The sequence below is a fragment of the Lysobacter gummosus genome (genome assembly GCF_001442805.1).
GTDB lineage: Bacteria > Pseudomonadota > Gammaproteobacteria > Xanthomonadales > Xanthomonadaceae > Lysobacter > Lysobacter gummosus.
This window is the reverse complement of the sequence record NZ_CP011131.1, coordinates 1,453,305-1,478,553: the sequence shown is the minus strand read 5'-3', so window position 1 is coordinate 1,478,553 and position 25,249 is coordinate 1,453,305. Positions and strand designations below refer to the sequence as shown.

Genomic DNA, 25,249 nt, shown 5'->3' with positions numbered 1-25,249 from the left:
GCAACACCCCTAACCGCCAAGCAGCACACGCTTCCCAGCATCGGGCTTGACCCACCCCGCCGCCTGCGGGAGTCTGTGGATCCCGGCGACCCGCCGGCCCGCCATGACCGCCCGCCGAGCGCCACGCTCGGGCGCGCAGCGCGGACAGCCATGACGGCCTTCGCACCCTTACGTCCAGGGAGAAGTCCGCTCATGTCCTACAGCACAGAATCGATTCGCAATGTGGCCTTGGCAGGCCACCCCGGCGCCGGCAAAACCACGCTCTTTGAAGCCCTGCTGCAGGCCGGCGGCGCAGTCCAGACGGCAGGCAGCATCGAACGCGGCACCACGGTGTCGGATTTCGATCCGGTCGAAAAACAACGCGGCCACTCGCTCGACGCCGCCATCGCCAGCACCGATCACGCCGGCATCCACCTCAATCTGATCGACACTCCCGGTTATCCGGATTTCCGCGGCCCCACGCTGTCGGCACTGGCGGCGGTGGAAACCGTCGCGGTGGTGGTGGACGCCGACACCGGCGTCGCCTACGGCACCCGGCGCATGATGGAACACGCCAAGGCGCGCGGCCTGTGCCGGGCGATCGTGATCAACAAGATCGACCACGAAGGCGCCGACGCCGCGCGCGCGCTGGAAGCGGTGCGCGACGCCTTCGGCCCCGAATGCCTGCCCTTGAACCTGCCCGCCGACGGCGGCGGCAGGGTCGTGGACTGCTTCGGCGCCTCCTCCGGCGACAGCGACCTGGGCCCGGTCGGCGACTGGCATCAGAAGATCATCGACCAGGTCGTGGAGATCAACGAAACGGTAATGGAGCATTACCTCGACCTCGGCGAAGGCGGCCTGTCCGGCGAGGAACTGCACCAGGCCTTCGAGCAATGCCTGCGCGAAGGCCATCTGGTGCCGGTGCTGTTCTGCTCGGCGCGCAGCGGCGCGGGAGTCAAGGAACTGCTGGATGTCGCCGAACATCTGTTCCCGCATCCCGGCGAAGCCAACGCGCCGCCGTTCTTCAAGGGCGCCGGCGCGGACGCCAAGCCGATACTGGCCGTGCCCAACGCCAAGGCGCACGTGATCGCGGATGTGTTCAAGATCGTCAACGATCCCTTCGTCGGCAAGCTCGGCGTGTTCCGCGTCTACCAGGGCACGGTCAGGAAAGACACACAGTTGTTCGTGGACGACGGCAAGAAGCCGTTCAAGGTCGGGCATCTGTTCAAGCTCAAGGGCCGCGACCATGTCGAGATCGATCAGGCCATTCCCGGCGATATCGCCGCGGTGGCCAAGGTCGAGGAACTGCATTTCGACGCGGTGCTGCACGACAGCCACGACGAGGACCAAATCCATCTGGCGCCGCTGAATTTCCCGCGGCCGATGTTCGGCCTGGCGGTGGAAGCGGCGAGCAAGGGCCAGGAGCAGAAGCTCGCCACCGCCCTGCACAAACTGTCCGAGGAAGATCCCTGCTTCCAGGTCGAGCACGAAACCGAGACGAACGAAACCGTGATCCGCGGTTTGTCGGACCTGCATCTGCGCATCAACATCGACCGGCTGAAAGACAAGTACGGCGTGGAAGTAACAGCGCGCCCGCCGCGCATCGCCTATCGCGAAACCGTGGCCGGCCGCGCCGAAGGCCATTACCGCCACAAGAAACAGACCGGCGGCGCCGGCCAGTTCGGCGAAGTGTTCCTGCGTGTGGAACCCTTGCCGCGCGGCGGCGGTTTCGAGTTCGTCGATGAGGTCAAGGGCGGCACGATTCCGGGCCAGTTCCTGCCGGCGGTGGAGAAAGGCGTGCGCCAGGTACTGCACGACGGCGCGGTGGCCGGCTATCCGATCCAGGACGTGCGCGTGATCGTCTACGACGGCAAGTACCACAGCGTGGACAGCAAGGAAGTCGCCTTCGTCGCCGCCGGCAAGAAGGCGTTCCTGGACGCGATCAACAAGGCGCGGCCGCAAGTGCTGGAGCCCATCGTCGAATTGGAAGTCAACGCGCCCGAGCAGCACATGGGCGACATCAGCGGCGGGCTGGCCAGCAAGCGCGCGCGCATCAGCGGCACCGACAGCATTCGCGGCGGCGAGATCGTGGTGCGCGCGCAGGTGCCGCTGTCGGAGCTGGAAGGCTACGCCGCCGAACTCAAGTCGGTGACCGCCGGACGCGGCCGGTATTCGCTGGATTTCAGCCACTACGAACCGGTGCCCGGCAACGTCCAGCAGAAACTGGTGGAGGCCTACAAACCCAGGCACGAGGAAGACTGATACCGTTCGCGTTCGTCCATCGCCCTTCTCACCCATGCCCAAGCTGCGCAGCGCCCGCGAACGCGCCGATCTGATCAACACCTACGCCAACCGACTCAGCCACCGCGGCGACGAGGCGCGCGCGCTGCACTGGTACGAGCAGGCGACCCAGGCCGATCCGGCCTGGGCCGTGCCCTGGTTCAACATCGGCCTGGTGCACAAGTACCGCGGCGAATGGGCGCAGTCGCTGGCGGCCAACCGGCAGGCGCTGGAAAGCGACGGCGGCCACGAGGGCGCGTGCTGGAACCTGGGCATCGCCGCGACCGCGCTGCGCGATTGGCCCAGCGCGCGCGAGGCATGGCGGCGTTACGGCATTCCGCTGCCCGAGGGCGAAGGCCCGATCGAAATCGAGGGCAGCCTGGGCGCGGTGCGCATCGACCCGGAAGGCAACGCCGAAGTGGTGTGGTGCGATCGCATCGACCCGGCCCGCGGTCGCATCCGCAACGTGCCCTTCCCGGGCAGCGGCCATCGCTACGCCGACATCGTCCTGCACGACGGCGCGGCCAACGGCAAACGCCGGATCGGCGAGAACGAATATCTGGTGTTCGACGAACTGGAGCTGTGGCAGGCCTCGCCGTATTCCACCTTCGAAGCCTGGATCGCCACGCCCGCGCCGGAGCTGCTGAGCACGCTGGCCGAACGCATCCATCGCGGCGGCGGGCAGATCGAAGACTGGACCCAATCGGTGCGCTACATCTGCAAGGCGTGCTCGGAAGGCGATCCGGATCAGGCCCACGACCATCCGGCGGTCGGCGACAGCAGCGATACACGCTGGATCGGCCTGGCCGCGGTCGAAGAGTCCATGGTCCGCGCGGCCATCGACGACTGGCTGGGCGAGCATCCCGAAGCCAGCCTGGTCGAATTCCGCCGCTCTCTTGCCGCCGGCGTCACGGATTGAACGCAGACAATCGGCTCGGGCCGCATCGCCGCTCAGGCCGATGACGGCCGCCACGCTCGGAAAGCCGGCTTCGATGCCTCGCGCTCACGGCGCGCACGAAGCCGCGTTACTACCATGGACATCGACGGAGGAATGCACGATGCCGACGCTCGCTCGATTCGAACGCAATCGCCATGAGCCGTGCCGGAGGCGGACCGGTGTCGGGCGCCTGGCGATTTTGTTGATGATGCTGGTCGCCGCCTTGCCGGTTCTGGAAGCCGTGGCGAAAGGTAAATCGGCTGCGGCGAAGGCCGCGGTCGAGAATCGCTGCGGTTGGTTCGTCAATCCCTCGCCGGCCAACGCCTGGCTGATCGATCGCGACGGCGAATGGATCATCGCCACCCAGGGCGGCGAGCAGGCCGAAGGCGACTGGCCGCCGCCGATCGCCGAGAAGCAGTGGGTGTCCTACGGCGGCGGCAGCTACGGCCACGGCTGCGCCTGCATGCGCGTGCTGACCGATCGCAAGACCATGCAGGTCAAGCGCATCGTTTCCTCGGCGGGCAAGACGCTGGCCCAATGCCGGCGCGATCCCAAGCTCGCCGAACCGCGCGACTGATCGCGCCCGCCCTTCAACCCACACGATACCGATGGCTCTCGACCTCACTCTCCCGCCCGACCACGGCCCGCCGCTGGAGCACGACCCGGAACTGGCCGAGATCGTGTCCGATGCCCTGGACGTGGTCTCCAATCCGACCGATCTGATCGTGACCGCGCTGGCGCTGATGGCCGCGCTGATCATCGGCGTGCTGGCCACGCGCAAGCTCAAGCTGATGCTGGGCCACCATCGGCCGGTCGTGCGCACGCTGGTCGAGTACCTGTGCACGCCGCTGCTGATGCTGTTGACCCTGGGCCTGCTGAGCCTGTTCGGCGGCACGCTCGACAATCCGCTGATCGGCCTGGCCGGCACCCTGCTCATCCTGTTCGTGATCATCCGTGTGTTCGGCATGGTGGTGGAACTGCTGTTCCGGCCGACCATGCTGCTGAAGATCATGCTGCGGCTGGTAACGGTGGTGTCGTGGCTGGCGCTGGTGTTCGGCGTGTTCAAGGACCGCAGCAAGCTGATCGCGCAGATGTATTCGGCCAAGCTCGAATTCGGCGGCATCGCGCTGTCCAGCGAAGGCGTGCTGCGTGGGCTGGTGGTCGGCGTGGTGATCGCGATCGTCGCGTTGTGGGGCGACAAGGCGGTCACCAACCTGCTGCGCCGCAGCCGCACGCTGCAGCCGAATTTCGTGCTGGCGCTGTCGCGGATTTTCTCCGTCGCGGTATGGATCGGCGCGACCGCGGTGATCTTCTCGATCAGCGGCATCAATCTCACCGCGCTGGCCGCCTTCAGCGGCGCGCTCGGCATCGGCCTGGGGCTGGGCCTGCAAAGACTCGCCGCCAGCTACATCAGCGGCCTGATCGTGCTGTTCGAGCAATCGGTGCGGGTCGGCGACAACATCGCCACCAACAACATCGTCGGCCGGGTCACCCGCATGACCGTGCGCTACACCATGATCCGCACCCGCGACGGCGTGGAGGCCATCGTCCCCAACGACAGCCTGACCAGCAACGTCATCGTCAACCAGTCCTGGTCCGACCGCAATCTGCGCCTGGTCTGCGGCATCCTGGTCAAGGGCGACGCCGACCTGGCCGTGGCGCGCAAATTGTTCGTCGATGCGATGGCGGCGCAGGACCGGGTGCTGCAACAGCCGCCGCCGCACATGTACATCACCGGCGTCAACGACAAGGGCATCCAGCTCGACGGCCATTTCTGGATCAGCGATCCGGAGAACGGCCAGCACAACGTCATTTCGGATATCTACGACGCGACCTTGACGGCGTTCCGCAAGAACGGGATCGGGCTGGTGGCGCAGTAGCCATCGGCGCAACGCAGCGTCGCGATGAACGGCCCGGCGCCGCTGGCTACCCTCGGCGCGCCGGGAGTAGGATGGCCGCGTGACCGACACCACCCATCCGCGGTTTTTCTGGCAGTTTCCGATGAAGCTGGTGCGCCAGGCGCGGCTGGCCGAATTCCTGCCCGAGGACGGTCAACTGCGCATCCTGTTCCTGTGGGGCAAGGACTGCCCGAACTGCGATATCGCCAAGGGCCAGATGCTGCTGGCGCAAGAGCGCTTCAGCTGGCCGGACGTGGAGTGGCTGCACGACAACGTCTACGAAGACCCAAGCATGGGTATCCATTTCGGCCTGCACGGCATCCCGGCATTCCTGGTGTTCCGCGGGGCGAAGAAGCTTGGGCGGATCGGGCAATGGCCAGGGACTGACGCGTTCATCGCTGCGATCGACAAGTTGCGCGGGGAAAGTTACGCGCCGGTGTGATGCGGCGTGCTTGTTCCGCGCCTGTCGTTCTAGGGACCTGATCGAAATCACCTCGGGTTTCGAGCATCTGCGTTTTGCTCGTTGTTCCCGCGAACGCGGATTCCGATTTAGTTCGACGGAGCCGAACATCCAGGATCTTTCGGGCAAGTTCTCGGCCGGGCTTGGAGAAACCTTCGGCTCGGAGCAGACTCCACTTCTTCGTTTGGATCGATTCCGCCGCCATGTTCGACACCGCCACCCTCGCCACGTATCTGGTCGCCGCCGCCATCCTGGTGTTCATCCCCGGGCCCGGCACCGCCTGGATCGTCGCCCAGAGCGCGGCCGGCGGCACCTCGCGCGGCGTGCAGGCGGCGTTCGGCCTGGAGACGGCGACGCTGATCCACGCCCTGGCCGCGGGCCTGGGCCTGTCGGCGTTGCTGGCGACCTCGGCGTTGGCGTTCGAAGTGCTCAAGTACGCCGGCGCGGCCTATTTGATCTGGCTCGGCATCAAAGCCTGGCGCAGCGGCGCGCCGGCGCAGGAAGCGGACGCGGCGCCGGTGCGCACGCAAGTCTCGGCGCGCGATGTGTACCTGCGCTCGGTGGTGACCGGCGTGCTCAATCCCAAGGTCGCGCTGTTCTTCCTGGCGTTCCTGCCGCAGTTCGTGCATCCCGAGCGCGGCATGGTGTGGCTGCAGTTCCTGGTGCTCGGCGGATTGTTGTCGATGATCGGCATGCTCAACAGCCTGATGCTGAGCTTCGCGGTCGGCCGCTTCGGCCGTCGCTTCAAGGCCGGCGGCGGCCGCTGGAAGGAACGCCTGACCGGCAGCGTGTTCATCGCCCTGGGCCTGCGGCTGGCGGTGCAGCAACGCAGCTGACGCGGTCGCGGCGGCGCGGGCCGCGATGGGTGACGCGCGGCGGTTTTTCCGCACCGCCGGTCGGCACGGCGTTCGCAAGCGCCGGCTCGAGCCGTTAGCATCGGCAGGCGGCTGCGAATCGCGCGGCGCCCCACCCGGACCGGCACCGATGCGCATATTGATTCCCGCCCTGCTCGCGCTGACCTTCGTAGGCTGCTCCTGCCAACGCCAGAGCCAGACCGATGCCGACGCCGCGCCGGCACCGGAGCAAACCGCGACGACCGCGTCCGGCCCCACCGCCGCGCAATTGCGCGCCCAGGCGCTGGAGCGGCAACGCCAGCAGGCTTACGTCGAAGCGGTCGATGTGCTGCATACGTATCTGCAGCAACTGGGCAGCGGCAAGCGCGAGGAAGCCGGCAAGCACTGGGCCTATCAGCGCCAGCCGCGCGGCAACGAAGAATCCGATCTGCGAGCGCTGAAGAATCTGCGCGCGGTGCGGATCGAAAACGAAACGCCCAAGCCGCTGGATCAGGAACCGGTGCCGGAACTGCTGGAGATTCCGGTGGATCTGCGGGTCACCCTGGAAAACGGCGAAGGCCGCCGTTACAAGGGCTGGTACCGGATGCGGCGCAACACGGTCGATCGACATTGGGAACTGACCGCGGTGTCGATCGCGGTCGAGTTGAAGTAGCCGCGCGCCGACGTCCGGCCCCAGCCGCCCGTAGCGCCCCACGACCCGCCCGCGGCTCAGCGCGCAGCCAGCTAGCTGAGCGCGCGCCCCGGCCCGACTTGCGGCACATCGCCTAGGCTGCGAGCGCGCCTATACACTCAGCGCATGCGCTGCCGACCCGGCGCGGCGCGACCCGTTCGATGGATCACACATGCGCTCACTTCATCCGCTGACTCTGCCGGCCGCCGCGCTGGCGATCTCGCTCGCCCTGGCCGCCTGCGGCGGCAAAGATCCGGCCGCGGGCGAGAACGCGCAAGGCGAATCCGGGCAATCGCTGCCCGCGCCGGAAGGCGGCCGCGGCGGTGTGACCGGCATGCCGGACAAGCCCGGTCCCGGACAAGTCGGCGCGCCCGCGCAAATGCCGCCGGCCGCTCCGGCGCTGGACGAAAACGGCAATCCGCTGCCGGTCGCCGGCGAGATCGCGCCGAATCCGGACCCCGCCGCGGTCGCGCCCGACGCCGCGCCCATCGACGCCACTGCCACCGAACCCACGCCGGAAGACGCGGTCGCGCTGATCCGCGATTACTACGCCGCCATCAACGGGAAGAATTTCGACCACGCCTACACGCTGTGGTCCGACGGCGGCCGCGCCAGCGGCCAGGACCCGCAGCAGTTCGCGAACGGCTTCGCCCAGACCGCCGGCGTATCGGTCGAAGTGATGCCGCCCGGCCGCGTCGATGCCGGCGCCGGCCAGCGCTATGTCGAAGTGCCGGTGGCGATCACCGCGACCCAGCGCGACGGCAGCCAGCGCAAGTACGTCGGCGGCTACACGCTGCGCCGCGCCGTCGTCGACGGCGCCAGCGCCGAGCAACGCGCCTGGCATATCGCCAGCGCCGACATCCGCGAAGTCAAGCAGTAAGCGCAACCTCATGCGAGGCCGGCATCGTCGGCGGCACCGCACCGGGTTCGAGGAACACCATCCGCGGCGGCGGATGCATCAGGAAGTTCTGATGCGAAATATTCCAGGCATAGGCGCCGGCGAGCGGAAACACCAGGCAATCGCCCACCGCCAATGCCTCGACCGCCTGCCCGCGCGCCAACACGTCCTTGGGCGTGCACAGCTGCCCGACCAGGGTGACCTTCTCCTGTAGCAGCGTTGGCGCGCCGTCGCCGCGCAGCACATGGAAGGGATGGTCGTGGCTCTGCGCAGCCGGCGTGCGGAAGTGATGGGTGCCGCCTCGCGCGACGGCGAAATGCTCGCCATAGCTGCGCTTGATGTCGATCACTTCCATGACGTAGTACCCGCAGGCGACGCTGACGAAGCGGCCGGGCTCGAAGCGGATGCGCAGGCCGTGCCGCTCGGGCAGCGACAGTTCGCGCAAGCCCTCGCAGAAGGCCTGCCAGTCGAACGAATTCGCGTGGTCGGCGTAGTCGATACCGAACCCGCCGCCGGCATTGACCGTGCGCACGTCCAGGCCGTAGCGCTCGCGCCACAGCACCACTGTGCGAACATAGGCCTGCACCAGCTCCAGCTGCATGGCCACGTCGCGTTGATGCGACATCAAGTGGAAGTGGAAGCCCTCCAGGCGCAGCCGCGGATTCTCGCGCAGGCATTGCACCGCCTGCGGCAACGCATCCTCGTCGAGTCCGAACGGCGTCGGTTTGCCGCCCATCATCAGGCGGGTGTCGCGGATGCCGGGCACGGTGATGTTCATGCGCAGGAACACTTGCACGGTCCGGCTCGCCGACGCGGCGATGCGCGCCAGCCGCTGCAGTTCGCCCAGGCTTTCGACGTGCACGGTGCAATCGGGCAAGGACACCGCCTGAGCGAGCTCGCTGTCGAGCTTGCCCGGGCCGCCGAACAACAGCGGGCGGCCGGGCTGTTGTTCGTGCAGCCAGCGCAGCTCGCCGCCGGAAGCGGCCTCGAAGCCGTCCATCCACGGCGCCAGCGTTTGCAGCACCGGGGCCTCGGCATTGGCCTTGGCGGCGTAATAGAGTTCGTAGCCTTGCGGCAGGCAGGACTTCATCCAGCGCGCATGCGCCTGCAGCGAGGCCAGGTCGTAGACGTAGGCGCAGACGCCGTCGCTCGATTGCGCGCGCAGTTGCCCGATGGCGGCGGCGATAGCCGGATTCATGCCGCTTCCTCGGCCGCAGCCCATACGCGGATCGGATTGGCCAGCGCGGTGTAGTCCGAATCGCGATCGGCGCGCTTGAACACGCGGGTGCGCAGATTGTTCTTGCTCGGCAGGCAGTCGCCCTCGACCAGACCCTGCAACAACGGCTGACGGCCGAAGCGTTCCTGCCAATGCACGGCCAGCGCGCCGACCACGCTCCACAAGCGGTCTTCCAGCGCGCTGTCGCCCGCGGCGATATGGAACATCGCTTCGGCCAGATTGTTGACCAGCGCGCAGTAAGCGACGCGGTTCCAGCCGAGCTCGCGCGAATACTGCACCGACTGGCGCGCGCGCTCGGACAATCCCTGCAGCCGCTCGGGCGGCCATTGTTCGGCGACCAGCTTGGTGCCTTCCAGATCGCGGATCCACACCCGCGCCGGCAAGTCGTGGTTGAAGCCGATCAAGGTGTTCTGCAGATGCGGTTCGAGCACGATGCCGTGCTTGAAGAACGCCAGCCATACGCCGTCGAGCAGGCATTTCGCGTAGGCCGCGAACAAGGTCTCGGCGGCGTGGCTGTAACCGCCACCGTGGTGGCGCGCATAACGCTCGACCAGCTCGCGGCAGACGCTGTTGCCGAGCCGGTCGCGGGTGAACAAGGCGCCGGCCACCTGCGGCCGATAGCGTTCCAGCACCAGGGTCTGGAAGCTGTTGCGATAAAGAATGCCGAAGCTCTCGCCGAGTTCGCGTACGTTGGCTTCATCGCCCTCGCCCTCGCCCGCGGCAGCGAAGTCGAGCGTGGTCGCTGCCGGTTCCAGCAACACGTCGAAGCCGGCTGCTCGATTGCGCACATCGTCCCAGGCGCCGGCCAGCAGGTCGGTCAGGGCGACGGCGCTTTCCAGTTCGTACCAGGCGTTCTTGCGCACGCAATTGGTCAGGCGCACGTGGATCGACATCTTGAGAAAGTAATCCGCCTGCGGGTGATACATCGTGCGCACCGAGGATGTCGGCGCGAGCGCCTCGCCCAGCGGGCCGAGCGGTTCGATCAGGCCCTGCGCGCGGGCGCGCTGCCACACCGGATTGGCCATGACGCGCTCGACCTCCCACGGATGGCAGGGATACAGATCGCCCTCGCCGGAGAGCTTCGCGAGCACCTGGGTAACGTCGGCACCGTGGCGCTGCAGCAGTCGCGGATCGATGCGGAACCAGTACAGCGGGAACTCGGTGCGCGCTTCCGGCGAGCAGGCCAGGGCCTGATCGATATCGATGCCCTCGCGACTTTTCGGCGTGGGATGCAAGGCATGACCCCACACCATGCCCTGCTCGGCATCGAGCATCGCGTTTCCGCTCTCGCGCGCATCCGCCGCCAGCGCCAGCAGGCGCGCGTTGACGGCGATGCTGTTGTCGCACTGCACCCGCAGCTCATGGTTGAAGCCACATTCGTCCGCGAGCCGGTCCAGGAGGAAATGGATCAACGTCGCCGCGTCGGCCGATCGCCAGGGCTCGCCGGGCGACTTTAGATAAGGCGAGCCGACATATTCGCAGCGGCCCAGCCGGCTGCCGCGCTGCGCGCGCACCATCAAACGATAGCCGGCCTGGGCGAAGCGGATGCGGATCAACGCGCCGCTGCCTTGATCGAAACGCGCCGGCCGGTCCTGGCCGCGATAATCGAAATCCACTTCCCCGCGCGGCATGGCGAACTCGCGCAGATAGCAGTTCAACCAGCATTCGATGGCGTTGGCCTGGGCCTGGCCGTCGTACCACTGTTCATGCATCGTTTGTCGCGACATGACGTTGCCTCTGAGTCTGGAATCGGAACGTATAGACCGCCAGCGACAGCGCCAGAGCGCTGACCGCGGCGGCCACGAAGAAGGGCATGGACAAGCCATAGCGATGCACCAGGGCGCCGGCGCACACGCCGGCCAGGGCGCCGGCCCATTTGCCGCAGGCATCGAAAGTACCGAACAGGCGCCCGGCCGGACGGCCGCTGGCGCATTCGCTCAAGGCGCGGTTGATGCCGCTGAAGGCCAGCAGCATTCCGGCGCCGTACAACAACCGCACCGGCGCCAGCCACGCGGCGCTGTGCAGCGCGCCATGCGCGGCGCAGGCCAGGGCAAGCAGGAACAAGCCGCCGAACAGCCTGCGCTGCGACGGCGTCTGGCGCGAACGTAGCCACGGCATCGCCAGCAGATACACCAGGTGCGGCAGGCTGTAGAGCAGTCCGGCCATGCTGTCGTTGCCGACCCCCAACCGTTCGCTGTAGGGAATGAAATACGGGAAGGTCACGACCATCGCGAAGCAGAACAGGAATTGCACGCCATACAGGCCGAACAGCTCGCGCCGATCGTCGGCAAACGCCACCGGCCCCTGCCCGGTGCTCGCTTTGGGTTTGGCGGCGATCGTGTCGGTGGGCAGCCACCACGTGATCGCCAGCGCCAGCGCCGGCAATGCGGCCAGATACAGATACAGCTGCAAGGTCTGGCCGACGCCGGTTACCAGCCCGAGCAACGGCGGCGCCGAAACCATCGCCAGGCGCGCGGAGAACTGCGTCCAATCCAGCGATCGCGACAGCGCCGCGCCTTGCGATTGCGTGGACAGATAGGCGTTGGCCGCGGCCATCGATCCGCCGCAGGCGCCCTGCACGATCAAGCCCAGCACGAACACCGCGAGATTCGGCGCGGTGCCGGCCAGGACGAAGCCGATCACCAACCCCGCCTGCGCGCGCATCAGCGACAGCTTGCGGCCGTAGGCATCGGAGAACCTGCCCCACGCGCTCGCCGTGAGCGCGGTGCAGATCGTCGGCAACACGTACAGCACGCCGACCAGCCAATCCGGCGCGCCGGGGGCGAGTTCGGCCAGCACCCGCGGCATGAAGATCGGCAGGCCCAACGCGGTGAAAGCCGCCAGATAGTGCGCCGTCAGAACCGGACCAAGGATGCGCATCAGGCCGCCTCACTCGCAGGTTCGGACGCGGTCCGCGGCGCGGGCACGACACCATCGTCGTCCTCGGCGGTCGCGAGCATGAAGTTCGGACCGCTGTCGCCATAGAACTTGTTGATGTCGGCCGCGCCGGTGGCCTTCTTGCTGTAGAGGCTGCCGGCACACAGCAGGTACTTGACCGGCAGGCGCGGCGCGCGCAGCAGCGCCCAGGCCGGCGCGGTGTCGATGCCTTCGGCCTGCAAGCCCTGCAACGCCGACGACAACGCCTCGCGCAGCGTCCTGTACATCGCGCCGCGCAACGGCGCATCGCCGGCCGCCACGCCCTCCAGCACTGCGACCAGGCACAGCTGCAAGGTGATCGTGCAGAACATGCGCGCCAGGGCATCGTCGTCGCCGACCGCGATGCGCTCGTCGCGCAACGGGCCATGGCGATCGACATCGCTCAAGCGGAAGCGCAGTCGCGACCGCAGCACCCGCGCCGAGTCGTTGTCCTTCATCAGCAGACGCGGCGGCGCATCGGCGCGATAGATCAACACCGCGTTCTGCTGATTAGACTCCAGCGCCACGCCGTAGCTCAGCCAAAGGCGCAGATGCACCTCGCACAACAGTTTCGCGTAGTCCTGCCACCAGGCCAGCAGATCGCCGTCGTGGAAGCGATCGGCCAGATGCTGCGCGAACGGCCGGCCATCGGGCATCGCGCTGCACAGCGCCGCCACCGGCACCAACGTGCCGCCTTCGAGGGATTGCGGGTATTCGCGCACCAGATAGGCCAGATGCTTGGCCTCATCGACATGGCCGCCGTGGGCTTCATCGACATGCAGGAAACGTCCGCGCAACGCCGGATCGGTCGCGCCGATTTCGCTGAGCACGCGCTGGAACCAATGCCCGTCGTACAGCGTCGAGGGCTTGATCAGCCGCAGGTTGAGCGCACCCAGCGTGCGCATCAGCAAGGGCAGCTTGATGTGCTGGCGAGGGTGATCGACCGGCATGACGGTACGCACCGACAGCGTCGGCCGCACGCGCAGATACGCCAGCGGCGCGCGCAAGGTATCGGGCGGCAACGGAAACTCGTCGAGCCGCGACCAAGTCAGCGGATGCACCGGCATGGCCGAATGCGTGGTCTCGAACGATTCCGCCAGTCCCAGCTCGCGCAGGCGCGGCCAGAATGCCGGCGGCGGCGTGGTCTGCGTCAGTGCCTGCTTGGGCACCGCCAGCCAGCGCAGTTCGAAGCTCGGATCGAACTCGGGCGCGTAGGCGCGCAGCGCGGCTTCATCGAAACCGGACTTGGCGCGGGCGGTGGGATAAAAGGGATGGTCGCGATAGCTGGCCACCTGATCGATGCGCAGCGCGCGCTCGGTCCAGCCTTCGCTGTCGAGCACGTTCGCCAGCGCAGGTGCGTTGTGTTCGTAAGCCGTGCGCGCCAAGGCGCGGTGCTGCGCGGCGCAGGCGGCTTCTTCCGCGTAGGCGCGGTGCAGGAGCACGGTTTCCTCGTCCATGCCCCGGCCGATCAGCTCCAGCCAGGCATCGGCGCCGTGTTCCGGCACGACACCGTCGACGCTCTGCCTGACCCAGCCGTCGCTGATCGCGCTCACGTTCTGCATGGCGTCGCTGCGGCGGATCGGCAACCACAACACGCCGACGGGGAGGTGATCGACGCGCCACCACAGTTGCGGCGGCTCGCTTTCGCCCCAGGCCCGGACGACATCGGCCGGCGCAGCCGCTTCGCCGCCTCGGCCGACGATGCCGCGCACATCCTCGCGCAAGCAGCAATCGATGATGCGCCAGGCGACGTAGGCGCGGTCGGCATCGGCATCGCGCACGATCGAGGGCGCGATCATGCGCGGATTTCCCAGTGCAGTTGCGGTTCCACCACGGACAGCGCCTGCGCCAGATCCGCTTCGCTGTCGGCGATAACGCTCAACGCGCCGAGGTAGTCCTTGTTCGATTGACTCAGGCGCACTTCTTCGCCCTGCTTGCGCAAACTGCGGTAAACGGCGTGGGATCGCGGCGATGCCTGCGTGCGATCCTCGCTGGCCTGCACCAGACGGCCGGCATTGCCCGCCACGTAATAGCGCACCAGGCCTTGCTTAGGCGTCTGCCATGCCTGCAGATCCAGCGATTGCCCCAGATGCAGGCGCAGCGCGTGTTCGAACCAGCGACCGTCGAACAAGCGGTCGAGCATGAACTCGCGGCCGTCGCCGATGCTGCGGTAGTTGATTTCGATCAGGACCGGGCCGTTCTCGGTCAGCACGAATTCGCTGTGGCAGACGCCGAAGCCGACGCCGAAGGCCAGCACCTGCGCCAGCGCCTGTTCGCGATGGCGCAGGCCGACGGGGCCGTTCCAGGTCGCTTCCAGTTCGATGAAATGCGGCGGCTCGGACAAGCGCACGGCGAATCCGCCGACGGCGCGGGTGCAGCGGCCGTCGCTGAGCGTTTCCAGAGTGAACAACGGCCCGCGCAGGAAGCTTTCGAGCAGCACGGTGCGGCCCGGGAACCGGCTCCAGTATTTTTGCCCGTAGGCCTGCAGTTCCTCGACCGATGCGCACAGTTGCACGTCCAGGCTGGCGACACCCTCGCGCGGCTTGGCGACCACGGGGAAGCGCGCGTCGGCCGGCAACGGTTGGCCCTGCGTCCAACTGTGGAACCACGGCGTCGGCAGGCCCAGATCGCGCAGACGCTTGCGCATGGCGGCCTTGTTCTTGGCGGCGTAGCACACGCGCCAATCCTTGCCGGGCACGTCGAAGCCTTGCGCCACCAGCGCCGCGGAGGTCTGCAGATGATCGCTGTTGGAGAACACCGCCGCCGGTTGAATGTCCAGCGTGCGCAGCGCGTCGATCGCACTAAGTGGGTTGAACACATCGCACTCGATGATCTGCTGCGGCGCGAATTCGGGATTCGCGCTGAAGTATTCCAGGTGATCGAGGCGGCAATCGGTGAGCAGCACGACCGGAAGCCCCAGACGTTGCGCGGCGGGGATGAATCCCTCCGTGACGGCGGGGTGGCGGACGTGGGTGAGGATCACCAAGGGATTAGCGTCCATTTATGCGGATCCTTGAGGGGAGAAGTCAGGAAGTGAATTCGCGGCATACGGTTCGAACAGGTTGTTCAGCGCGAGCGAGCCTTCTGGAAAGCAAAACAAGGCCGATCACCACACCGAGCCGGCGCTGTCTGGAATGCCCGATCGCCACGAATTCCTTGCGCGGATGGGAGATGTCAGTTCTTGCGCAGCACGCTCAAGTGATTGCGCAACGCGGCTTGCAGAACGCCACGGTCCTCACCGGCCAGCCACCATGTAATGCCCTGTTTTTCCCAGTGTTCGCGCTGTTCGTCGTTGCGCGGATTGGCGCAGAACGCAACGCCGGCCGCGCGGCATCGCTCGGCGATGCGCTGCAGCGCCGTCCATACGTCCGGGTGCGTCGGGTTCGGCCCCAAGCCGAGATCGAGCGCGAGATCCAGCGCGCCTTCCAGCACCATCGATATGCCCGGCACGGCCAGAATCTCGCTCAGCGCCGCCACGCCGGCGGCGCTTTCGATCATCGGTATTACGCGGATTTGGCGATTCGCGGTCTTGATGTATTCGTTCAGCCCGATCTGGCCGAAGCCGGTCACCCGGCCGCCGGTGATTCCGCGCCGTCCCAGCGGAGGAAAACGCGCCGCGCTTACCGCGCGCATCGCCTCATCGACAGTTTCCAGACGCGGAATGACGATGCCTTTCGCGCCGGCATCCAGCACCCGCCCGATCAGTTTCACGTCCACTTCCGGCACCCGCACCCACGGTTCGCAACCGCCGAGTTCGCAGGCGCGGATCGCATGCTGCAGCTGATCCGGAGTCACCAGCAGATGCTCCAGATCCAGCACGATGAAGTCGTAACCCGCGCGCCCGATCATTTCGCACAGCAACGGCGCGGGCAGCGAATTGAGCAATCCGATGTAACGGCTCATGGCGGGGGCGTCAGAGCGAGCGGGAGTCGCACCATATCGTTAATGCGAATGAGTCGCAATTGCTGTTCGTCATCACGAAATGGCCTAATCGATTGAATACAGACACTTTCTTGCCCCAGGACCTGGCGAATCCGGGCCTTTTCGAGCGGCAGCGTGTAACGATTCGCGGGTAAAATAGCGACCCGTTTGTCGCCCGTATCTAATGGGTCGTCCGCAATGAAGGAAGCAACTCGACCGTGACGAACGCTATCCCCAGCAAGACTCGTGTACTCAACGCAGCCGAACCGGCCGCGCCGTTCGCGCGCGCGGAAGGATCTTTGATGCACGCACTCAACCGCAACGCATGAACGCTTCCGCGCCGCGCATCGTCCTGGACAGCAACGTCTGCCTGGATCTGTTCGCCTTCCGCGATCCGGCGGCGGCGCCGTTGCTGGCGGCGTTGCGCGACGGTTCGCTGCATGCGGTCACCGATACCGCCTGCCGCGAAGAATGGCAGCGCATCCTCGACTATCCCAAGCTCGCGCTCGACCCGGCCATGCGCGCGGCGTGCCTGCGCGACTACGACGAATTGCTGCATGGGCACGCGCATTCGCCGCAGGACATCGACGGCGTCGCCTTGCCGCGCTGCGCCGACGCCGACGATCAGAAATTCCTCGAACTGGCGCTGGCCGCGCGGGCGCGCTGGTTGCTGACGCGCGATCACGCTCTGATCGTGCTCGGCCGCCGCACCGCGCGCGAGGGCTGGTTCGAGATCATGACGCCGCGCACCTGGGTGGCGCTGCGCACCTTGCGGCCCGAGGATCGCTGATCGACGGACCAGAACGTGGCCGCCGCCCCATGCGATACTCGCCTTATGCAAGGCGTGCCCGCCCAATTCGTCGATGCCTTCGATGCCGCGCAATTCCGGCAGCCCGCGCATCGCCCGGGCGTCGAGCTGTACCGCGCGCATATCGTCCGCCACGCGTTCGAGCCGCACACCCACGAGGCCTACGGCCTGGGCGCGATCGAATCGGGGGTCGAACGCTTCCGTTACCGCGGCAGCGATCACCTCGCGCCGCCGGACTCGCTGGTGCTGATGAATCCCGACATGCTGCACACCGGCCGCGCCGAAACCGAAGGCGGCTGGCGCTATCGCATGGTCTATGTCGATCCCGACGCCGCCGCCGAAATCACCGGCGAAGCCGGCTGGTGGTTCGACGACGCGGTGCGCCACGATCCGGTCCGCGCGCGTCGCATCAGCGCACGACTGGACTCGCTGTGGCATGCGCGCGATCCGCTGGAGTTCGACAGCCAGCTGTACGCGCTGCTGATCGAATTCCGCGACCATGCCCGCATCCCGCACCGCGTACGCGACGAGGCGGCCGCGCGATTCGCTCCGGTCATCGACTATCTGCGCGCGCATCTGGCCGATCGCCTCACCCTGGACGAACTGGCCGCGGTCGCCGGCCTGAGCCCGTTCCACTTCCTGCGCCGCTTCCGCGCCCAGCATCACGTCACCCCGCAGCAGATGCTGATGGCGCTGCGCCTGCACGAAGCCAAGCGCCTGCTCGCCGCCGGCATCGCCCCGGCGCGCATCGCCGCCGACACCGGCCTCACCGATCAGGCGCATCTGACCCGCGCCTTCCTGCGCCGCTACGGCGTCACACCCGCGCGTTACCAAAGGCAGATCCGCGGCGACTGAGCCGGCAAAGCGCAATCTGCTACAAGACGGCGCCGCGCCGGTGCGGCAAGCTGCGGCCATGCTGCTAGGAACCCTCTACGCTCTTCTCGCCGGCCTGCTCTGGGGACTGGTCTTCGTCGGCCCGCTGCTGTTGCCGGAGTATCCGGCCGCGCTGCAATCGGTCGGCCGTTACCTTGCCTTCGGCCTGATCGCCCTGCCGCTGGCGTGGCTGGATCGCAAGGCGCTGCGGCAACTGACGCGCGTGGACTGGATCGAGGCGCTGAAACTGGCGGCGATCGGCAACCTGCTCTACTACCTGTGCCTGGCCAGCGCGATCCAGCGCGCCGGCGGGCCGTTGCCGACGATGATCATCGGCACCCTGCCGGTGGTGATCGCGATCAGCGCCAACCTGCGCGACGCGCGACGCGACGGCCGCCTGCCGTGGGCGAGCCTGGCGCCGTCGCTGCTGCTGATCGCCGCCGGCATCGGCTGCGTCAACCAGGTGGAATTGCAGGCGCTGCGCGCCGACGCCAATGCCGACATCGGCCGCTACGCGCTCGGCGGCCTGCTCGCCTTCGGCGCGGTCGCGTGCTGGACCTGGTATCCGCTGCGCAACGCCGATTGGCTGCGCGCGCATCCGGGCCGCAGCCCGCGCACCTGGGCCACCGCGCAAGGCATCGCTGTGCTGCCGTTGGCGTTGATCGGCTACATCGCCCTGTGGGCTTACATGGGCGTCAGCCACGACAGTTTCCCGATGCCGTTCGGTCCCAGGCCGGGATTCTTCATCGCCCTGATGGTCGCCATCGGCCTGTTCGCATCGTGGGTCGGCACCTTGTGCTGGAACGAAGCCAGCCAGCGTTTGCCGACCGCGCTGGCCGGGCAGTTGATCGTATTCGAAACCTTGTTCGCGCTGACCTACGCCTTCATCCTGCGCGGCCGCCTCCCGCAGCCGCTGACCTTGCTCGGCATCGCCTTGTTGATCGCCGGCGTCGTGTGGGCATTGCGGGTGAAGCCGGTCGCCTTGCCTGATACACAGGCGGGTTCCGCACACTGAAGTCAGGCGCGCGATTCGATCGCGACGCGTGGCTCGCCGCGTTCGCGTCGATTACGAACGACGCGAAAATCAAGCGGCACTACAAGGTGCGTTACGCAAAATCGCGCGCGCGCCGGACAGTCCCGCCGCTGCGGCGTTATGCCGCACCCTGAGCGATAACGCGCTCACTACCCTGTCCGGCTTCTCAAGCAAGGAAGCCGCCATGCGCGCCGTCACACTTCGTCCCGCCTTGCTCGCGTTCGCCGTCGTTTCCGTCTGCACCGCTCACGCTCAATCACCTGCGCAGCCGGCCAGCGACGGCGCCAAGACCCTCGCCACCGTGCGCGTGCACGGCCGCTCCGAACCTTCGCGCGCGGTGGAGACGCTGCAGCAAGCGCGCATGCGTCTGGACCAACGCGCCGGCGCGACCGGACTGATCGATGCCGAGGCCTATCGCGACCGCCGCGTCGGCACGCTCACCGATGCACTGGGTTATGCGGCCGGCGTGTTCGTGCAGCCGCGCTTCGGCGCGGAGGAAGCGCGGCTGTCGATTCGCGGTTCCGGATTGCAACGCATCTTCCACGGCCGCGGCCTGGAGTTGCTGCAGGACGGCAGCCCGCTCAACCTCGCCGACGGCGGCTTCGATTTCCAGGCGGTCGAACCGCTGTCGGCGCGCTACATCGAGGTGTATCGCGGCGCCAACGCGTTGGAATTCGGCGCGGCCACGCTCGGCGGCGCGATCAACTTCGTCTCGCCCACCGGCTACGACGCCGCGCCACTGACCGTGCGCGCCGAAGCCGGCCACTTCGGCTACCGGCGCGGCCAGATCGCCGTGGCCGGCGTATCCGGGCGGGCCGATGGTTACCTCAGCCTCAGCGGCTTGCGCCAGGACGGTTATCGCGATCACGCCGAGCAGGAGAACTATCGCTTGTTCGCCAACGCCGGCTATCGCTTCAGCGACAGCCTCGATGGACGCGTCTACCTCACCCATGTCGATACGCGCTCGGCTCTGCCCGGCAATCTGACCCGGGCCGAATCGCGCCGCGATCCGCGCCTGGCCGCGCCGGGCAATATCGCCCTGAACCAGCGCCGCGATTACCGACTCGACCGCGTCGCGGGCAAACTCGCCTGGTCGCCATCGCCGGGCGACACGCTGACGCTGTCGGCGTATTACGCGGACAAGTCGCTGGATCATCCGATATTTCAAGTGCTGCGCCAGGACAGCCGTGATTACGGCATCGACCTGCGCTGGCGCGGCGAATCCCAGTGGTTGGGCCTGCGCAACGTGCTGATCGTCGGCGCCGCTGTCGCTCAAGGCGATACCGACGACGAACGCTATTTCAATATCGCCGGCCACGCCGGCGCGCCCAGCAACCGCTTCGATCAGCGCGCGCGCAACAGCAAGCTCTACGCCGAAAACCAGACTTGGTTGAACCCGCAGTGGGTGGTGTCCGTGGGCGCGCAAGCGCTGCGCTCGCAACGACGTTCGCGCGATCTGTTGATCGCCGGCGCCCGCGACGAAAGCTTCGATGCGGATTATTCCGGTATCAGCCCCAAGCTCGGTCTGCGCCATGTAATCGATGAGCACGCACAGTTGTACGCCAACCTCAGCCGCAGCCTGGAACCGCCGAGCTTCGGCGAACTCAGCGGCGGGCCGGGCATCACCCCGGTGGACAAGCAGCGCGCCGACAGCGGCGAGATCGGTCTTCGCCTGAATGGCGATGCCTTGTCGCTGGATGTCGCCCTGTATCGCGCCCGGGTCAAGGGCGAGCTGCTTTCGCTCAGCGACGGCAACGGCAATCCGCTCGGCACCATCAACGCCGGGCGTACCTTGCATCAGGGCATCGAACTGGGCCTGGGCTGGAAATTCGCCGGCGATTTCACTTTGTCCGCGAACTATCTCTACAACGATTTCCGATTCGACGGCGACCGCGTCCACGGCGATAACGACCTGGCCGGCGTCCCGCCCCAGCAACTGCGCGCGGAACTGCGCTGGCAACCCGACCCGCGTTTGTATATCGCGCCCAGCGTGGAATGGACGCCGCAGGATTACTACATCGACCACGCGAACAGCTTCAAGGCTCCGGGCTACACCATCGCGGGGCTACGCGTGGGCGGCCCGATCGCCTCGCAGTGGAGCTGGTTCGCCGATGCGCGCAATCTCGCCGACAAGAAGTGGATCGCCAGCACCAATGTGATCGCCGATGCGCGCGGGTTGGATGGGCGTAATTTTCTGCCGGGCGACGGGCGGGCGGTTTATTTTGGGGTGGAGTGGCGGAAGGATTGAGCCGCGGCGGCGCTGCCCGCATGGGCGGGCGAAGTTTGAGTGGTGGTTATTTCCGGGTTGCGTCTTCTTCTGAAAAGAGAGCATCGGGGCTGAAGCCCCGATGCTTTCCTTTCAGATCGCGGCACCGCAACCTCATCAAATCTCGAACCGATACGACAACTTCACCAGCAACTGCTCGCTGTCGCGCAGATCGAAGGCATCGCTGAACTGCCGCCCCACGTTGTGCTCCTGCATGCCCTCTTCGAACATCTCGCCGCCACGCACATAGGCGACATACAGATACGACAGCGGCGCCAGTTCATAACGATAACGAACCTGGAACCCCAGATTGCGCAGGCTGAAGTCCGGAACCTCTTCCGCGACCACCAGCGCGCGGCCATCGCTGCCGACCCGATAGGCCTGCCGGGTCCGCGCATCCACGCCGATGGTCTCCAGGCGCACGCGCAGTTCCTGCTTGTCGTCGATGAACCACTGCAGGCCGGCGTTGAGGCTGAGCAGGTCGGAGCGGAAGGTTGCGACGCGATTGTCGCCGCGCCACAGCAGCCAGTCGGGGTTGTGGCTGTACTCGATGCCGGCGAACAGCAGCAGGCGGTCGCTGTACTGATAGTTCGGCTCCAGATACAGGCTCAGCTTGCCTTCGTCGATGCCGCCCAGGCCATCGGCGCTGTAGCCGGCCTCGGTGTACAGCGACCACGGGCTCTCGCCCTTGCGCGGGCGCAGGCGCTCGTAGGTCAGGAACATCTTCTCCGGCACCCGCAGCACGCCGTGGCCGCGCGTGATCAGATCGTCGTGGCCGCGGCCCCACACCGCCGCCTCGATGAACTCGCGGCCGCCGTCGCGGGTGTCGCTGCGGCGGTTGACCGCGAAGGCGTCGGCGATATGCACGCCATCGTCGCTGTAGCGGCGCGATACCGCGTAGTGCCAGTCGTGCCCGGCGTAGGCCGAATCGGCCGGCAGATCGGTGACGCGCCGGCCCAGGTCGTAGCGCAGGTAGTTGAAGTTGTTGCGTTCCAGATAGCCGAAGTCGTTGAGCATCAGATCGCGGCCCAGATGCAGGCCGTACAGTTGCTGGCGCCAGCCGCGGCCCATGTCGTAGTCGATGCGGATCTGCCCGCCGCTGTCGCGGAAGCTGCGGCCGGCCTGCTGCACGTCGGAAGCGACCACGGCGCTGCGGATCGCCCACTGCGCGTTCGGGGTCCAGCGCTGATCGAATTCGTACACGTTGGCGTCGCGGTCCAGCCATGGCCGCTCCACCCGCGTGACCATCGCGCCCAGGCCCAGTTGGGCGAAGTCGCGGGTCACCCGGGCGGCGTAGAAGTCGCGGCCGGCTTCGTCGCCTTCGCTCGCCGCGAACACGCCGTAGTTGAATCCGCCCGCGCTGCCGTTGAGCTTGACCGCGGCGGTGACATCGCCCGAACCATCGCCGTCGTCGGCCGGCCCGCCGACGCGGCGGGTGTAGATCAGCCGGCTGTAGTTGTTGTACGAGCCGAACTGCACGTCGAAGAAGCTCTGGTTCTCGGTGAAGAACGGCCGCTTGTCGCTGTTGAAGGTTTCCGTGGCGCTGAAGTTGACGGTGAGTTCGTCGCTTTCGACCTGGCCGAAATCCGGATTCAAGGTCGCGCTGAGCTGGAACTTGCCGCTGGGCTTCCAGAACAGGTCCACGCCGCCGTCGAAGTCGCTGTCGTGGCGCACCGCGTCCTGCACGCCGACCACGTAGGGCGTGATCGCCAGCAGCGATTGTTTGTAGGCCGGTACTTCGATGCGGTTGAACGCCGACAGATAGCGCGCTTGGGTGTAGTGCACTGCGGGCCACGAGGTGCGCTCGCCGGTGGAGGCGATCACCCGGTCCAGTTGGATGCCTAGCGTGCGCATGCCTTCGCGCTGGCGCATCGGCGCGATGTGCCAGGGAATCAGCATCTCGGCCGACCAGCCTTCCTCGTCCTCGCTGGTGGCATGGCGCCAGTCGCCGTCCCAATCGTTGCCGAACAGGTTTTCGCTGGTGATGGTGGCGTCGGTGATGCTGTTGGCCAGGGTCACGGTGAAGTTGTAGCCGGCGCGGCCGTCGCCGTCGAAGTCCACGTACAGGTTGACCCGGTCGACGGTGCCGTCGCCGTCGCGCTGGGTATGCTGGCGCAGGCGCGGCACGCCGGCGGGCTGGTGATTGCGGAACGCGACCGCCAGGCCTTGCGGCGTGGCCATCAGCCAGGCCTCGGTCGGCTGCGAGGCCGGCTCGCGCGACAACGGCTGTGTCAGGCGGAACTCCTGGATGCGCTGGGCCTGGCTCCACTCCTGCGGATCGATGCGGCCGTCGATGTCCAGCGCGTGCGCGCAGGGCGCGGCGAATGCGGCGCAAACCGCGGACATGCAAGTGATCAGGTTGTTGCGCATGGTGCGGCCCCGTGCTGCGGATGAATCGCACCGGCGGCGCATCCCCTGCGCGGCCGGTCACGAGTCGCGGCATACGGCACCGCGACGACGCGCAGACTAGCGGCGTGACGGTCGTTCGCTAAATGGCGTTAGTCATGGCAACCCTCGGCGGCCGGCGTGCATCGCAGCCTTGGGGACTGGATGTTCAGGCCGTCGCATGGTTGCGGGATGACAAAGGTCAGCTGAACTGCGGTGGTCGATCGTGAGCGCAAGTGGCATCGGCGCTGCTTGGCGAAAAGCATCGGGGCTGAAGCCCCTCCCACAATAGACCTCGTGGCTTTGAAGTCTTTTGTGGGAAGGGCTTCAGCCCCGACGCTGTCCGATCAAATCGCCGAGAAGCCACTCAAGGCGCGGTGGCATCGTGCGCGACGAAGGCCGACTCGCCATGTGGCAATTGCAACCACTCCGGATGCGCCAGGGCCCGGGCGATGTCGCTCTGCCCCGACAGCCAATGCTCGCGCATCGCCACGCGCCCGAACTGGTAGTCCTTGAAGTGGCCGATCTTGGCGCGGTCTCGATAGATCAGATGGATCACGCTGTAACGCCGGTCGCAGGCCAGTTCGGCCGCGTGCTGGGCCCAGGGGTTGTGCTTGCGCACGTCCTCGGGGATTTCCTCCAGCAACTCGCGCAGCAGCCGGCGATAGTGCTGGAACACGCGCTGGGTGTCGGTGATCAGGCGGGTGCGGCTGGAATACTGGATTTCCTTCTGCCGCTCGGCCACGTCGAGCAGGTTCTGCGGCAACTCGCCACGCGCGTTCCACAGATCGACCTGGAACACCAGGGTGTCGCGCCGCGGCGATGCGGTCAGCACTTGCGACAACGGCGTGTTCGACACCAGCCCACCGTCCCAGTAGAACTCGCCGTCGATCTCGATCGCCGGAAACGCCGGCGGCAGTGCGCCCGAGGCGAGGATATGGCGCGCATCCAGCCGCATCTGGGTGTTGTCGAAATATTCCAGATTGCCGGTGCGCAGGTTGACCGCGCCGACGCTGACGCGGATGCCGTCGTCGTTGAGCCGGTCGAAATCGACCAGACGTTCGAGCGTGGCGATCATCGGCGAGGTGTCGTAGAAACTCGCCGCGGCCGGGCCCGGCTGCGCAAACGGGTCCTGCCCCAGCCACGTGCGCGGTTGGTAGAACCCGCGCTGGCCTTCGACGATGGCGCGCCAGGCTTCCCAGGTATCGAGCCAGGCGCGGGTGTCGGCGTCGAGGCCGGCGAAATGCGCTTCCTGGCCGAAGGTGGTGGCGGGAAACACGTTGGGCCGCGAGATCGTGTCCCAGAACTCGCGCAGGGCGTCCATGCGTTTTTCCGGCGGATTGCCGGCGATGATCGCGGTGTTGAAGGCGCCGATGGAAATGCCGGCGATCCAGTTCGGAGCGACGCCGGCATCGAACAGCCCTTGGTAGACGCCGGCCTGATAGGCGCCGAGCGCGCCGCCGCCCTGCAGCACCAGGGCGATGTTTTCCGGCAACACCGGCGCGGCGGCGCGGATGCGCGCGCCGGCGGTCTTCGCCGCTTGCGAGGCGGCTTGTTTGCCGGGAGCGCGTGATGCGGCGGTGGTCGAACCGGCCGCGGATTTACTCTTGCCGACAGTGGCCGGCGCGGCGGTCTCGCCAGCCGGATCGATGAATACGGCCGGCGCGCTCTTGCGCTTGGCCGGCGCGGGCTTGGCGGCGGATTTGAGCGGCGCGGCCTTGCCGCGCGCGGATTTCGCCGGCGCAGGCTTGACTGGCGCCGACGATGCCTTGGCGGGTTTTACGCTGCGCTTGCTATCGGCGGATCGGGTCTTGCTTCGTGCGTTCGCCATTGT

General features: G+C 67.1%; 20 protein-coding genes. 12 read left to right on the top strand and 8 right to left on the bottom strand.

The annotated features are described in order from the left end of the window. Positions 1-192 precede the first annotated feature (192 nt). From fusA to LG3211_RS06010, 8 genes are all read left to right on the top strand, one after another. Positions 193-2,241 carry an elongation factor G gene (gene fusA / locus LG3211_RS06045; RefSeq protein ID WP_057942030.1) on the top strand — a complete coding sequence of 683 codons (2,049 nt, stop codon included), beginning with the start codon at positions 193-195 and terminating at the stop codon, positions 2,239-2,241. A gap of 34 nt (positions 2,242-2,275) precedes the next feature. After that, entirely contained in the window at positions 2,276-3,178 is a 903-nt protein-coding gene (locus LG3211_RS06040) for a tetratricopeptide repeat protein (RefSeq protein WP_057942029.1), read from the top strand. A gap of 223 nt (positions 3,179-3,401) precedes the next feature. After that, the gene (locus LG3211_RS06035; RefSeq protein WP_222837579.1) at positions 3,402-3,773 is read left to right on the top strand and encodes a DUF4087 domain-containing protein; all 372 of its coding nucleotides are present in this window, start codon (positions 3,402-3,404) and stop codon (positions 3,771-3,773) included. Positions 3,774-3,804: 31 nt separating this feature from the next. After that, on the top strand, positions 3,805-5,076 hold the full coding sequence (locus LG3211_RS06030) for a mechanosensitive ion channel family protein (RefSeq protein WP_057942028.1): 1,272 nt from the start codon (positions 3,805-3,807) through the stop codon (positions 5,074-5,076). 79 nt (positions 5,077-5,155) lie between these two features. Further along, positions 5,156-5,536: a thioredoxin family protein gene (locus LG3211_RS06025; RefSeq protein WP_057942027.1), complete on the top strand. Its 381-nt coding sequence runs from the start codon at positions 5,156-5,158 to the stop codon at positions 5,534-5,536. A gap of 221 nt (positions 5,537-5,757) precedes the next feature. Beyond that, on the top strand, positions 5,758-6,390 hold the full coding sequence (locus LG3211_RS06020; RefSeq protein ID WP_057942026.1) for a LysE family translocator: 633 nt from the start codon (positions 5,758-5,760) through the stop codon (positions 6,388-6,390). Positions 6,391-6,538: 148 nt separating this feature from the next. After that, a complete protein-coding gene (locus LG3211_RS06015; protein ID WP_057942025.1) occupies positions 6,539-7,060 on the top strand; it encodes a hypothetical protein in 522 nt (173 codons plus the stop codon). 190 nt (positions 7,061-7,250) lie between these two features. Beyond that, positions 7,251-7,958 carry a hypothetical protein gene (locus LG3211_RS06010; RefSeq protein WP_057942024.1) on the top strand — a complete coding sequence of 236 codons (708 nt, stop codon included), beginning with the start codon at positions 7,251-7,253 and terminating at the stop codon, positions 7,956-7,958. Here the strand turns inward: LG3211_RS06010 and LG3211_RS06005 are convergent. The 6 genes from LG3211_RS06005 to LG3211_RS05980 all read right to left on the bottom strand — a co-directional run bounded on the left by LG3211_RS06005 (position 7,948) and on the right by LG3211_RS05980 (position 16,032). After that, the gene (locus tag LG3211_RS06005; protein ID WP_057942023.1) at positions 7,948-9,174 is read right to left on the bottom strand and encodes a type III PLP-dependent enzyme; all 1,227 of its coding nucleotides are present in this window, start codon (positions 9,172-9,174) and stop codon (positions 7,948-7,950) included. The genes LG3211_RS06010 and LG3211_RS06005 overlap by 11 nt on opposite strands. Then, positions 9,171-10,940, bottom strand: a complete 1,770-nt coding sequence (locus LG3211_RS06000) for an IucA/IucC family protein (RefSeq protein ID WP_057942022.1) — start codon at positions 10,938-10,940, stop codon at positions 9,171-9,173. The genes LG3211_RS06005 and LG3211_RS06000 overlap by 4 nt, the downstream gene beginning before the upstream one ends. Beyond that, positions 10,918-12,096, bottom strand: coding sequence for an MFS transporter (locus LG3211_RS05995; RefSeq protein ID WP_057942021.1), 1,179 nt, complete (start codon positions 12,094-12,096; stop codon positions 10,918-10,920). The genes LG3211_RS06000 and LG3211_RS05995 overlap by 23 nt, the downstream gene beginning before the upstream one ends. Further along, positions 12,093-13,928: an IucA/IucC family protein gene (locus LG3211_RS05990; RefSeq protein WP_057942020.1), complete on the bottom strand. Its 1,836-nt coding sequence runs from the start codon at positions 13,926-13,928 to the stop codon at positions 12,093-12,095. Before LG3211_RS05990 ends, LG3211_RS05995 begins: the two co-directional genes overlap by 4 nt. After that, positions 13,925-15,130 carry an ATP-grasp domain-containing protein gene (locus LG3211_RS05985; protein WP_057942019.1) on the bottom strand — a complete coding sequence of 402 codons (1,206 nt, stop codon included), beginning with the start codon at positions 15,128-15,130 and terminating at the stop codon, positions 13,925-13,927. Before LG3211_RS05985 ends, LG3211_RS05990 begins: the two co-directional genes overlap by 4 nt. A gap of 173 nt (positions 15,131-15,303) precedes the next feature. Further along, on the bottom strand, positions 15,304-16,032 hold the full coding sequence (locus tag LG3211_RS05980; RefSeq protein WP_057942018.1) for an HpcH/HpaI aldolase family protein: 729 nt from the start codon (positions 16,030-16,032) through the stop codon (positions 15,304-15,306). Positions 16,033-16,375: 343 nt separating this feature from the next. Between LG3211_RS05980 and LG3211_RS05975 the strand changes: the two genes are divergently transcribed. From LG3211_RS05975 to LG3211_RS05960, 4 genes are all read left to right on the top strand, one after another. Beyond that, positions 16,376-16,840 (top strand): PIN domain-containing protein, encoded by a 465-nt coding sequence (locus LG3211_RS05975; protein WP_057942017.1) that lies wholly within the window; start codon positions 16,376-16,378, stop codon positions 16,838-16,840. Between the two features lie 45 nt (positions 16,841-16,885). Then, positions 16,886-17,713, top strand: coding sequence for an AraC family transcriptional regulator (locus LG3211_RS05970; RefSeq protein WP_057942016.1), 828 nt, complete (start codon positions 16,886-16,888; stop codon positions 17,711-17,713). Positions 17,714-17,771: 58 nt separating this feature from the next. Continuing rightward, entirely contained in the window at positions 17,772-18,746 is a 975-nt protein-coding gene (locus LG3211_RS05965) for a DMT family transporter (RefSeq protein ID WP_057942015.1), read from the top strand. Positions 18,747-18,948: 202 nt separating this feature from the next. Further along, a complete protein-coding gene (locus tag LG3211_RS05960; protein ID WP_083512345.1) occupies positions 18,949-21,012 on the top strand; it encodes a TonB-dependent receptor family protein in 2,064 nt (687 codons plus the stop codon). 135 nt (positions 21,013-21,147) lie between these two features. On the opposite strand, the gene LG3211_RS05955 is transcribed toward LG3211_RS05960, so the two are convergent. Both LG3211_RS05955 and LG3211_RS05950 read right to left on the bottom strand, forming a co-directional pair. Further along, the gene (locus LG3211_RS05955; RefSeq protein WP_148648773.1) at positions 21,148-23,376 is read right to left on the bottom strand and encodes a DUF5916 domain-containing protein; all 2,229 of its coding nucleotides are present in this window, start codon (positions 23,374-23,376) and stop codon (positions 21,148-21,150) included. Between the two features lie 406 nt (positions 23,377-23,782). Next, a complete protein-coding gene (locus LG3211_RS05950) occupies positions 23,783-25,246 on the bottom strand; it encodes a DUF3734 domain-containing protein (protein ID WP_083512344.1) in 1,464 nt (487 codons plus the stop codon). Positions 25,247-25,249 lie beyond the last annotated feature (3 nt).

Bases quoted from the DNA above. Each gene is read 5' to 3' on its own strand.
- fusA (WP_057942030.1), top strand. From the start codon at position 193: ATGTCCTACAGCACAGAATCGATTCGCAATGTGGCCTTGGCAGGCCAC.
- LG3211_RS06040 (WP_057942029.1), top strand. From the start codon at position 2,276: ATGCCCAAGCTGCGCAGCGCCCGCGAACGCGCCGATCTGATCAACACC.
- LG3211_RS06035 (WP_222837579.1), top strand. From the start codon at position 3,402: ATGATGCTGGTCGCCGCCTTGCCGGTTCTGGAAGCCGTGGCGAAAGGT.
- LG3211_RS06030 (WP_057942028.1), top strand. From the start codon at position 3,805: ATGGCTCTCGACCTCACTCTCCCGCCCGACCACGGCCCGCCGCTGGAG.
- LG3211_RS06020 (WP_057942026.1), top strand. From the start codon at position 5,758: ATGTTCGACACCGCCACCCTCGCCACGTATCTGGTCGCCGCCGCCATC.
- LG3211_RS06015 (WP_057942025.1), top strand. From the start codon at position 6,539: ATGCGCATATTGATTCCCGCCCTGCTCGCGCTGACCTTCGTAGGCTGC.
- LG3211_RS06010 (WP_057942024.1), top strand. From the start codon at position 7,251: ATGCGCTCACTTCATCCGCTGACTCTGCCGGCCGCCGCGCTGGCGATC.
- LG3211_RS06005 (WP_057942023.1), bottom strand. From the start codon at position 9,174: ATGAATCCGGCTATCGCCGCCGCCATCGGGCAACTGCGCGCGCAATCG.
- LG3211_RS06000 (WP_057942022.1), bottom strand. From the start codon at position 10,940: ATGTCGCGACAAACGATGCATGAACAGTGGTACGACGGCCAGGCCCAG.
- LG3211_RS05990 (WP_057942020.1), bottom strand. From the start codon at position 13,928: ATGATCGCGCCCTCGATCGTGCGCGATGCCGATGCCGACCGCGCCTAC.
- LG3211_RS05985 (WP_057942019.1), bottom strand. From the start codon at position 15,130: ATGGACGCTAATCCCTTGGTGATCCTCACCCACGTCCGCCACCCCGCC.
- LG3211_RS05980 (WP_057942018.1), bottom strand. From the start codon at position 16,032: ATGAGCCGTTACATCGGATTGCTCAATTCGCTGCCCGCGCCGTTGCTG.
- LG3211_RS05975 (WP_057942017.1), top strand. From the start codon at position 16,376: ATGAACGCTTCCGCGCCGCGCATCGTCCTGGACAGCAACGTCTGCCTG.
- LG3211_RS05970 (WP_057942016.1), top strand. From the start codon at position 16,886: ATGCAAGGCGTGCCCGCCCAATTCGTCGATGCCTTCGATGCCGCGCAA.
- LG3211_RS05965 (WP_057942015.1), top strand. From the start codon at position 17,772: ATGCTGCTAGGAACCCTCTACGCTCTTCTCGCCGGCCTGCTCTGGGGA.
- LG3211_RS05960 (WP_083512345.1), top strand. From the start codon at position 18,949: ATGCGCGCCGTCACACTTCGTCCCGCCTTGCTCGCGTTCGCCGTCGTT.
- LG3211_RS05955 (WP_148648773.1), bottom strand. From the start codon at position 23,376: ATGTCCGCGGTTTGCGCCGCATTCGCCGCGCCCTGCGCGCACGCGCTG.
- LG3211_RS05950 (WP_083512344.1), bottom strand. From the start codon at position 25,246: ATGGCGAACGCACGAAGCAAGACCCGATCCGCCGATAGCAAGCGCAGC.